Here is an 11,350-nt window from a genome sequence, read left to right as displayed (position 1 = left end):
GTTACATGACACATGAATAAAATAATAACGATAGAAAATAAATAGTTAGATTATTAATTATAAAGTTTTATCAAACAATTAATAAGTACAGTTGATATAAATCAAATCATAAAACAGAAAAATTATTTTGACACGCAGTACTTTTAAATACACTTATCACGGATATCATAAAACTTTTGATACCGAGAAAGAAGAAATACTCATAATTCTAACAGGTAATTTTATATTAAAAGTCAATAACTAAGTATATACCCTGCTCATCAAAGGTAATTGATTTTTTATAGAATAACGGTCATGGTTAAAACATGAAGAATTGCTGACGAAACAACAAAACAAGAATGGCCTATACAAAACTCGTGCTAAATATGTTCGTGACTATATAAACGCATTTATTCATGACAGTAATTACTGGTATCTTGAAAAGATTACATATTTACTTCTGAACCATGAAACAATAGTTCGTCAACATATTAAAGATTGTCTACGAGACAATAAATTAAGACCTAAAATAGTGGTTAATAACGTTATTTATCACAAGAATCAACTCAAGCATTCAGTCAGCAGCTTCAAATTAATGAGTATATAATCCTAACAAAAAGAGAAACAATAAAAAAGAGGTTCTTATTAATTTAACTCCTCTTTTTTAAAGTGGGCATTTAAATATAAACACCCTCCTTATTCATATTGGCGAATATACAATGGTTATAATTAGACCTAACTCACTAAAAAATAGAGAGAGTTCCTTATAAAATATTCATTATCTTTTTTATTTTCCCATATGGAAAAAAAGAAATAACCCTGAGATATAAAGATGAAAAACCAATTCTTTTTGACTCTTTGGAGAAAGAAAATGTAGAGTATTCTTTCTCTGCTATTCTCATTGCCTTAGCCATTATTACATGACCAATAAACCTGTAAGATATGTATTTTATAGGGCTTAACCTTAATAAATCGCTTCTTAATAGAAAAGTTCTAAACTCTAAATTTGTTTTAATTTGTCCTTTTACTACATCTAACTTCATCGACTCATTTTCCAGCCAACGATTAAATACCAAATTTTCATTAATTATTTTCAGCTTTTTTACATTCGCATATTTAAAATAAAAATGCCAATCGGACATTGGATATAATTTCTCATCAAAGCCACCGATATCTAGAGCGATCTTTTTATTTAATAATGTACCTAATGTACCGTTTGTCCACATACCAAAAAATAAATGTTCAATAGGGACAATTTTATGTCTAACTTTTTCTTTTCTAAAATAACCACTCTGAAAATAGGAAGATATTTCTTTAATATCAGTAAATCGTTTACACCGACAACCAACAAAAGAGTTATTATCCTTCAAGGCCATCATATCATCTAACCATGAGTCAGCTAGAATATCATCATCATTGAGTATAGTGAACCATTCAGCACGAGCAAGTTCTATACATCTATTCCAATTACCAAAAAGTCCAATATTAGTATCATTATGAAAATAACGAATGGCACAATTATTTTCATTATTGATTATACTGATAATATCATTGTTGATTACACATTCTGGCGTATCATCAATAATTACTATTTCATAAGACAGTGATGTCTTTTGTTTAATTGCCGAAAAAAGTGTTTCTAACAATAATACAGGCCTATTATAAGTAGGTATCATTATCGAAACATCATATTTTTCCCTTTTACAATTCTCAATGATTAAAGATGACTTAATTCCAGCGTTGTTTTCAAAAGTATTAAATTTATGGTTTAAATCAAAATTCACGCTTACCTCTTAAATGCTTTATCATTACTAACGGCCAATACCAATTATTAAAAGATAATTGTACGAGCGTCTGTATACCAACTAACCCAAACAAACCATAATTAGTTTCAGTTACAACAATGTAGCCCAAAATAGCAATTGCGACTCCAGATATAATTGTTGCATTTAAAAATGGAACTATATTTAGAGTGGTAAGATATCTCGCAGCCAACGAATGTGATAATTCCAAAAAATACATAACTAGCATTAGCAATAATATTGAGCTTTCAACTATATTAGTATTTGAAGAAATGAACGTTAGTATTTCACTTCCGATAAAAAATAAAACCACCGCTCCTAATGTATAAGAACACAATGATAAAAAAATAGTTTTTGGAACTAAACTTGCTAATTTTGTACGCTTACCAGAAGATTGAAGGCTATTAAATTTGGGAAGATTTAACTCAAAAACCATCGAACTGACGCTACTTAAAATATTAATAGCTTGGACGGTTAAACCATAGCTTGCTGCAACTTTCAATCCTAAGAATGATGAAGCCAAGAGCATATTACTTCTTAATATAAGAAAACCACCTAAGCTAGTCAAACCCAACTTATATGAAGCGCTAAATAATACTCTTATATAGTTTTCTTTCTTTTTTAGTCCCGTTGATTTAATTTCAAGCATTTCATCAGAACGATATAAATGCTTATTAAGCTCATATCTAGAATACAAAGTTGAACACAGCGTACCAATAGCCATTGATAATAACCCATAATCATTGATCAGCATCACTGTCGATACAGCTAACATTATGACCTTTGATTTTGCATTTATATAATAGACTACTTGCTGCTCTCCCCTACCAATTATTATTCCATTATAAAACGTAAAGTATAGGTTTATCACGCTTATAAACAGAAAAACATACCATGCTATTTCTTGATTCTTACCAAATTCATGAAAACTATCTAAATAAGTAGTCCCCAAAAAAAACAATACAATGAAGGCCAATATTGCCACCAGTGCATAGAGTTGTTTTGATGCTTCTAGCAAATCTTTTAGAATTTGTAGTTCAAGTTTTTTCCCTTGTTCTGGGATACCTTGAGCTCTTAATTCTTTTGCACCACCGTACACATATGATGTCATACGACTTATAGTTGGCAGGAAACCAAATTCAAGTAGATAAGCCAATGAGATGAGAGTTGTAAACACATACCATAAGCCGAGGTCTTGTGCTGACAGGTATTTTATGGCAATTGGAATTATAATAATTCCAGAGCCGATAGTTAATAACTGAGAAAAGAAACCTATTGCTACATCTTTTTTTGTTACATCTTTTATCAACTTTTATTCTCGCAGATACTTGATAGTAGAATGTATTGCTATTTATTTAGCCAACCAAATCTTTCTTTACATAATTCAAACTTATGGAATGCATTTTCAATAATTAAGTCCATATTAAAATATTTATATTCAGCTAATCTACCTACAAGAATCAAATTATTTATCGAATCTGCCTTAATTTGATACTTCTTGAGCAACTTTAAATTATCAGATGTAATCGTTGGATAGTAAGGTACATTTCCTACCTGACCATCTGGGTTATATTCTAAAGGATGCTCAGCTGCAATCGTTGTGTACTCTTGACCAGTTATCTCATAGTTAAACCTTCTATACTCTGTTTTTCTAGTAAAAGTATTAGTTTGAGGATATGATACAAAATCTGATGGTAGTAAATGTTCCGTTGTCTTTACACTTTCATATGTAAACTCTAACGAACGATAAGGTAATATCCCAAACTCTCTATTAAAGAGTTCATCAATAGGGCCTGTATAAACTATTGATTCAACATACTCTCCATCATAATAAGCAGTATCTTCAATAATAGAAATATGTGCTAATGCGTCACAATCACAGATTATCTTTATATTTTGATGATTTAACATAGACTCAAATAACTTTGTAAATCCATGTTTTGGTAAATATTGAAAATCTTTATTTAAGTATCTAGAGTCAAAGTTTAATGCAAACTTCACACGGTTTAAGACACTCTTGTCAATTTGCTCTGTTGTTAGATTCCACTGCTTCATTGTGTATGGCTTAAATGCTTTTTCATACAGTAATTCTGCAAAATCGTGGATTTTTTTATTCTTACTTTCAAGAAGAGAGAAGATTGAAACTCGATCTTCTCCTGAAAACTCTTCTCTCATTAACTTGTAAAGCTCTTCAGCTTCATTTAAGGGTAGCAAATCTTGTATTGTCTGAAAGTTATAAGGCAATTGAACATATTTACCGTCAATTTCACTTCTTCCTGTGACAGCATGTGGAATCAGCTCGCAATATTTTTTTAAAAACTCAAGTACCCAAGCTTTATCTGTATTAAAAAAATGTGGCCCATATTGCTGCACTAGAATACCGTGCTCGTTATATTCATCATACATATTACCAGCAATATGAGGACGCTTTTCAACAACGAGTACTTTCTTATTGTGCTTTTCAGCTAATTCTCTCGCAAATATAGCACCCGAAAACCCACTACCGACAACTACAACATCAAAATCTTGGACGTTTATTTTTTTTTCTGTAACCATTTCGCTGTTTCCCTTATCGAGCGTTCAAAGTCAGATTGGATAAGATACCCAAATTCTTTATAGACTCTGTTAGTATCTATTAAATTATAATCTATTGCATTGACATCTGGAAATGAACCGAATTGAAGTTCAACGCTTGGATTTAAAACATCTCTAACTTGTGTAACCACATCTTTAAACGTTCCAGGTTCACTATTTCCTAAATAATAAGAGTCACTTTTCAAATCTTCTAATGAGAGAAGCATTAGCATATCTACAACATCATCAATATAGACCCAATCATATTTAAACTCACCCTCGACTAGCTTCGGAGAAATATTATCCAAAAAGTTACTAATCAATATATTTTGTACCATTCCTGAATAATCACCAGGACCAAAGATTGAGGGTAAAGTGGCCAACACAAACTTGCAGTCAGACTGCTGTGCAAGTGTTTTACAAATCAATTGAGCTGCAATTTTTGCCGTACCATAAATACAAGCAATACGTGGATTTTTCGTAGGATTGTGTAAATAGTGGTGAATTTCGTAAGCATTGATTGTGCTGACTAAAATAAATCGTGATACTCTATGACGCGATGCTAATTGATAAGCATCACAAGCGTATATGGCATTTTTTAGTTGTTTTTCATAATCAGAAAATGCGCTTCCCCATGTACCATCCCAAGCAATATGATAAAACACGTCGGCAGAAAAAAGAGCATCATTTTCAAGGCTTTTATAATTTTCTAGTGATGCTTCAATCACAAGAAGATTTGGACTATCAATAAATTCATTAAGGCTATCTTTCTTTCTTACTATCGCAACGACACGATTGCCTTCAGACAAATTTTTTTTACATAAAGCCTTACCAACAAAACCAGAGGCACCAGTAATAACAATCGTTTTCATAATCAATAATTCACATCACTATCTTTCAAATACGGTGCGTTTTTGTCTTTTTCTGACAGTAACGGCGACTCTATTCCCCATTCAATATTTAGTTCAGGATCAGCCCAAAAGATAGCTCTATCATGCTCTGGATGGTATAACTCATCGACTTTATACATGACCTCTGTATCGTCTTCCAACGCAAGAACACCATGACCAAAACCTGACGGGATAAGTACTTGGAGTCCATTCTCCGCATTGAGCTCTACCATTATCCACTTTTTAAACGTCGGTGAGTCTTTTCTTAAATCAACTATGAAGTCATTCACTTTACCTTTTGTACATCGAACTAGTTTCGCTTGTGCTTTAGGGTTATTTTGGAAGTGAATTGCTCGTAACGTACCTTTCTTTGATTTTATATGATTATCTTGTACCGCACGAAAAGAAATACCTTTATCAGAAAGACTTCGCTCAGAATAAATTTCCGAATAGTAACCTCGATCGTCTCTGTGGATCTTCGGTTCAATAATAAGTACACCATCGAGTTCCGTTTTAGTAATTTTCATGGTCTTCCTGATACTTTTTAATTTGTGAAATAAGTGTTGCTTGGTTAAGCAGCCCAGTATATGCATGCTTTCTTAGTGAAACTTGACTTATAGCTTGATTGAAGTATTCCAAAATATTGGTAAATTGCGTATCTCTGAGAGTATGTTGAGATATTTCATTATTCACAGTTACTTCAACCGAAATATCGCTATCCGCGGGAGCTGTAAATATTCGGTTAGATACAATACGTCCCTTTGACCCCACAATTTCAACAGAGCATCTATACACATCGTCCATACCAAAATATACTTGCCCTAAAACGCCATTTGAATTCGACAGTGATACAATACCATTAGTATCCACACCAAAGCGCTCATCAATATTAAGTTTACTGTGCTCAACCTGAATATTATCGCCCATCAATAAACTTAAAAGTTTAATTGGGTAGCCACCACAATCATATAATGCTCCCCCCCCCATTGATTTCGAATAGCGAAAATCTTCTGCTCCTCGGAAAGGGAAACTAAATTGGCTGTTGATAAATCTAAGTTCACCAATACTTCCCTCATTTATAATTGATTTTATGTTAGTAAGCTGTGCATGATATTCAAACATATAATTTTCAACTAACACCAATCCACGCTTGTTGGCAATATCTACTAACTCAAATGCATGCTCTTTCTCTAAAACCGAAGGTTTCTCTAAAAATACATGTTTATTATTTAGGAGTGCTTTTTTCGCCCAAACATAATGCAAACTTGGTGGTAATGGGATATAAACAGCATCAACTTCAGCACAATTTATTACCTCATCGTAAGAAGCAAAAATTCTCCCACCAAACATTTGCTTAAAAGTATCCGCTTTATTTTGCGAATTTGAGGCTACACCTAAGTAATTAATCGAATTAATTGCTTTTAAAGCAGGCATAAATCGGTTTAAAGCTATATTCGCAGCGCCCAATATAGCAATATTAATTGACATAATTAGATCCTCAATAGGCTGAGCAAGTTTCGTAATTGAAGATTCAAGATATTATTGAATTTCACTAGTTGATTTAATGTTTGAAACGACACCCAAATATAATTCTCAGGGATTTCTAGCATTGACAAGTATTTAGTATCAACATCGATAATCACATTTCTGTTCTGCTCATGATAAAAACGCCCACCTTCTTCGGAGAGAATCACATTATGTGAAATTTGGTCACCAGCTTTATATAAACGCTCAAACAATAATTCAACAGCATTACTTCTATCAAAATGATGATTGGGCTCCATTTGAATTGTTGGACCCAACTCAACTTCATCAAAACACCCCACTTCTTCGGTAAGCTTGACTAAAAATTTTCTCTCTTCACCAATGACAGTAGTAAAAAGGCCAAGCGTTGCCATTCCAATAGCTTCAAACAACGGTTGATGCCATCTTGTTACTTCTCGACCTTCAATTTCAATCTCAAAAAAACCTACTTTAAATGCTTTATTAACACCATATACCTTAAAATCGTCTAAATGCCACTCTTTCAAGCTATTCAGTTTCACTAGAGCTTTGGTTCGATTTGAGTACATTTTTTTGTCATTCAACAGACGAATGACTCGCTTTAATTCACTCTCGTTGGAGTTTGCTAAAGAATTATAAAATGCTTTATCTGTAAAAATAGACGGCCAGTTACTCACTATCTGTGCATCATATGGTAAGCACGATATCACTGTACGAGCATCCATATTAACAAGATTATCAACTTCCATCAGAGCTTTGAGCTGACCTAGGGTCATGAATCGAAATCGTTCACTAATTTGAATATCTTCTTGCGTAATGACAATAATATTTCGATTTCGTTTACCATAAAATCGAGATGATTGCTCTGACTGAATTTGATCATACAAGACGCTATCATCATTAGCATTTACAAAATATTCTAGATATTGCGGTTGTCTACCACCATGCTTTTGCTCGAAATTACTTCTTGTTGCTTGTATCGTCGGGGATAGTTGTATTTTATTGACGTTACCAGGTTCAATTTTCGCTTGTACAAGAAAATACAGTTCCCCATCAATTTCTTTGCACAAAAAACCAAGAAATCCAATTTCTTGTTGTAAAATAATCGGTTGCTCTGTATGTGTCTTACCATTCAAGGATTCTCTGACACCTGTTATTTTAAAGAAAGTTCCTCTTGAATTACGGATCTCCCCAACATCCACATCATAATACCAATCACCACATTCTGAAAGCGATGTTCGTTTCAATACAACCTTAGTTTCATCATTGAGTCTTTGTACCCAATCAAAGTGTTCAGCCAAAGAGGACATTTTTGTCTCAGTTAATGACCAAGACCGTAAAAGTAGTTCCGTCAAATGGTTTTTATCATATTTTATAGTAGCCATTGTCACTCGAATCATCTGTATTAACTAAATTCAAAAGATATTGACCATATCCATTTTTAGACATTGACAGTCCTCTTTCCCGAACAGATTCTTTGGATAACCAACCATTTTTCCATGCTATTTCTTCAATACAGGCAATTTCCTGACCTTGTACATTTTCCACTGTTTTAACAAATGAAGATGCTTCATGAAGACTTTCAAAAGTTCCCGTATCTAACCAAGCAAATCCGCGTCCTAATATTTCCGTCTTCAATTTCCCTTGTTCAAGATACATTTGGTTAAGTGTCGTTATCTCGAGTTCGCCACGCTCTGAAGGTTTAACCTGTTTTGCCATTTCTACAACACTGTTGTCGTAAAAATAGAGACCAGTTACGGCATAATTCGATTTGGGGTGCTCAGGTTTTTCTTCAATAGATAGTACTTGTTTTTTACTATCAAACTCTACAACACCAAATCGTTCAGGATCTTTTACTCTATAGCCAAAAACTGTTGCACCATCATTTGTTTCTACACTATTACGTAGTAATTGAGTAAAGAACTGGCCAAAGAAAATATTATCACCTAATATCAAGCAACAACTATCTCCATCAAGAAATTGCTCTCCAATCAAAAAAGCCTGTGCTAAACCATCTGGTGATGACTGAATTTCGTAAGAGAGCCGAATTCCAAATTTTGACCCATCACCCAATAGACGTTTAAATGAATCATTATCTTCAGGAGTCGTTATAATAAGAATATCTCTAATTCCAGCGAGCATAAGCGTTGAAATAGGATAGTAAATCATCGGTTTATTATAAATTGGAAGAAGCTGTTTAGATACACCTTGAGTTATTGGATATAAACGAGAACCAGATCCCCCAGCTAAAATAATCCCTTTCATTTCTTCACTTCCTTATTAACCGCTGTACCTAAACGCTCAAGACTGTATGAACCATCTAATACTCGACTCCACCATGTTTTATTATTCAAATACCATTCAACACTTTTACGAATTCCCGATTCAAAAGTTTCAGCAGGTTTCCAACCTAGCTCACGCTCAATCTTTGAAGCATCAATGGCATAACGAACATCGTGGCCTGGACGGTCTGTAACATACGTGATTAACTCTTGATACTTCTTAACACCATTAGGTTTTTTAGGTACAAACTCTTCAAGCAAAGAACAAATAGTTTTAACAACTTCAATATTGGCTTTCTCATTGTGACCACCGATATTGTATGTCTCACCAACTTCACCTTTGGTCACGACGGTGTAAAGTGCTGATGCATGATCTTCGACATATAACCAGTCACGTATTTGCATACCATTACCATAAACAGGCAAACTCTTTCCGTCTAAAGCATTTAAGATCATCAATGGGATCAGTTTTTCTGGAAAGTGGTACGGACCATAGTTATTTGAACAATTAGTCACAATTGTTGGCAGGCCATAAGTACGTAACCATGCTCGCACTAAATGATCACTTGATGCTTTTGATGCTGAATATGGGCTTGATGGTTCATATGATGTCGTTTCTGTGAATAAGTCATCTGTCCCTTCCAAATCACCATACACTTCATCAGTTGAAATATGATGAAAGCGAAAAGCTGATTTACGTATTTCATCTAAACTATTCCAGTATTGGCGAGCTGCCTCAAGCATCGTATAAGTACCAATAATATTGGTTTCAATAAAGGCTGCTGGTCCATCGATAGAACGATCAACATGGCTTTCAGCTGCTAAATGCATAACTGCATCTGGCTTGTGTTGTTCAAATACGCGATCTAACTCAGTTCGATTACAAATATCAACTTGTTCAAATTTATAACGTTGACTATCTTCAACCTCTTGTAACGATTCTAAGTTACCTGCATAAGTCAACTTATCAACATTAACTACTTCGTCTTGTGTATTATTTATAATATGACGGATCACAGCAGAGCCAATAAAACCAGCGCCACCTGTAACTAAAATTTTCACAATTTATCCTTAATGATTATTAGTTGATTTATATTATTAATTATTGGATGAAGTAGATATTACCGAACTTGGTCTGCCCAGTAACTTATTAATCCACGAAGTAATACGCCAAATATGGTTAATCACTGTAAAATAAACAGCAAATAGCCCTAAGAAGGCTATAAACATGGTCGATTCTTCAACGCCATTCATGTCTGCCCAAAGACCTACAACCGCACAAATACTTGCCATCAAACAAATTACAAATAGCGTCATTAACGGTGATAATCCCATTCGCTGACAAATATGGTGTAAATGCTCACGATCGGGTTTAAATGGCGAATGCCCTTTACGTACACGACGGATCATGATCGTTGCCATGTCCATTAACGGTAGCGCAATTAACCAAAGTGCAGTGACCGGTTTAAATGCATCAATGCTAGGCTCTTGCGTGCCTCGAATAAGCATCCATACCACAGAAAAGCCGATGAACATGCTGCCGGCATCACCCATAAAGATTTTATAACGTTTGCCGAACAGGAAACCTAAATTTAATAAAATATAGGGGATTAGTGCTGCAACAATCAGTAAACAAAACGTACCGAGATACTCATTACCACTGGTAAAGAACACGACGCCTAACGCCGTAAAGGTCACCGATGCCAATCCCCCTAATAAACCGTCGATACCATCAACCATATTAAAGGCATTAATGGCACCAATAACAGCAATAATGGTAATGATAGAGCCTGCAACTTCACCAAGTGCGATGGTTTCACTGCCCATTAAATAACCGAGGTTATGCAAACTGTGACCACCAATGACGATCATTGCTAGCGAAATACCCGCTTGAACAAACAAACGAATTTTAAAGCTCAAATCAAACTTATCATCAAGCGCGCCCAGTACAATTAACACCCCTGAACATGACAGATACAGCACCAGATTTAAGTTCATAGGCAGATATATGATAAAAACAGCACACAGTGCTAAAAACACGGAAATCCCCCCCACTAAAGGCACCGCCCCTTGATGGAGTTTTCGGGCATTCGGTTTATCCACCAAACCAATCTTTTTGGCGACCTTTCGCATAAGAAATAACGTAAGGAATGACGTTATAAAGACAACGATGTAAGCACTATTCATATGACAGCCAACTTCTATTTGTAATGAGATGGTTTGTGTTTTTTACTGTTAGTGAGATGATTTGTGGTGAGATAATCATATCCTTTATTCACGTATTTAAGACGCTTCAGTCTTTCTTTATTGCCTATGCTTG

At 34.4% G+C, this 11,350-nt stretch carries 10 protein-coding genes; all 10 read right to left on the bottom strand.

Annotated features, from left to right (window positions below; genetic code table 11):
• Nucleotides 1-743: 743 nt before the first annotated feature.
• From C9J40_RS03900 to wecA, 10 genes are read right to left on the bottom strand one after another with little or no spacing between them, the layout of a single operon-like run.
• Nucleotides 744-1,763 (bottom strand): glycosyltransferase family 2 protein, encoded by a 1,020-nt coding sequence (locus C9J40_RS03900; RefSeq protein ID WP_107245820.1) that lies wholly within the window; start codon nucleotides 1,761-1,763, stop codon nucleotides 744-746.
• On the bottom strand, nucleotides 1,753-3,090 hold the full coding sequence (gene wzx / locus C9J40_RS03895) for an O-unit flippase-like protein (RefSeq protein WP_107245818.1): 1,338 nt from the start codon (nucleotides 3,088-3,090) through the stop codon (nucleotides 1,753-1,755). The genes C9J40_RS03900 and wzx overlap by 11 nt, the downstream gene beginning before the upstream one ends.
• Nucleotides 3,091-3,128: 38 nt before the next feature.
• Nucleotides 3,129-4,337, bottom strand: a complete 1,209-nt coding sequence (glf, locus tag C9J40_RS03890; protein ID WP_107245817.1) for a UDP-galactopyranose mutase — start codon at nucleotides 4,335-4,337, stop codon at nucleotides 3,129-3,131.
• Complete coding sequence (locus tag C9J40_RS03885) at nucleotides 4,316-5,227, bottom strand: NAD(P)-dependent oxidoreductase (RefSeq protein WP_107245815.1); 912 nt, start codon at nucleotides 5,225-5,227, stop codon at nucleotides 4,316-4,318. The genes glf and C9J40_RS03885 overlap by 22 nt, the downstream gene beginning before the upstream one ends.
• A 2-nt stretch (nucleotides 5,228-5,229) precedes the next feature.
• Nucleotides 5,230-5,772, bottom strand: a complete 543-nt coding sequence (gene rfbC / locus C9J40_RS03880; protein WP_107245813.1) for a dTDP-4-dehydrorhamnose 3,5-epimerase — start codon at nucleotides 5,770-5,772, stop codon at nucleotides 5,230-5,232.
• Nucleotides 5,759-6,733, bottom strand: a complete 975-nt coding sequence (locus tag C9J40_RS03875) for a Gfo/Idh/MocA family protein (RefSeq protein WP_107245812.1) — start codon at nucleotides 6,731-6,733, stop codon at nucleotides 5,759-5,761. Before C9J40_RS03875 ends, rfbC begins: the two co-directional genes overlap by 14 nt.
• A gap of 2 nt (nucleotides 6,734-6,735) precedes the next feature.
• Nucleotides 6,736-8,133, bottom strand: a complete 1,398-nt coding sequence (locus C9J40_RS03870) for an NDP-hexose 2,3-dehydratase family protein (RefSeq protein WP_158259542.1) — start codon at nucleotides 8,131-8,133, stop codon at nucleotides 6,736-6,738.
• Nucleotides 8,114-9,013 (bottom strand): glucose-1-phosphate thymidylyltransferase RfbA, encoded by a 900-nt coding sequence (rfbA, locus tag C9J40_RS03865; protein WP_107245807.1) that lies wholly within the window; start codon nucleotides 9,011-9,013, stop codon nucleotides 8,114-8,116. Before rfbA ends, C9J40_RS03870 begins: the two co-directional genes overlap by 20 nt.
• Nucleotides 9,010-10,092, bottom strand: a complete 1,083-nt coding sequence (gene rfbB, locus C9J40_RS03860; protein ID WP_107245806.1) for a dTDP-glucose 4,6-dehydratase — start codon at nucleotides 10,090-10,092, stop codon at nucleotides 9,010-9,012. Before rfbB ends, rfbA begins: the two co-directional genes overlap by 4 nt.
• Nucleotides 10,093-10,128: 36 nt before the next feature.
• The gene (wecA, locus tag C9J40_RS03855) at nucleotides 10,129-11,217 is read right to left on the bottom strand and encodes a UDP-N-acetylglucosamine--undecaprenyl-phosphate N-acetylglucosaminephosphotransferase (protein WP_107245805.1); all 1,089 of its coding nucleotides are present in this window, start codon (nucleotides 11,215-11,217) and stop codon (nucleotides 10,129-10,131) included.
• Nucleotides 11,218-11,350: the final 133 nt, after the last annotated feature.

Source organism: Photobacterium sp. GB-72, from assembly GCF_003026095.1.
Classification (GTDB): domain Bacteria; phylum Pseudomonadota; class Gammaproteobacteria; order Enterobacterales; family Vibrionaceae; genus Photobacterium.
The sequence above is the reverse complement of the archived record's forward strand: the minus strand, read 5'-3'. Positions and strand labels throughout refer to the sequence as shown.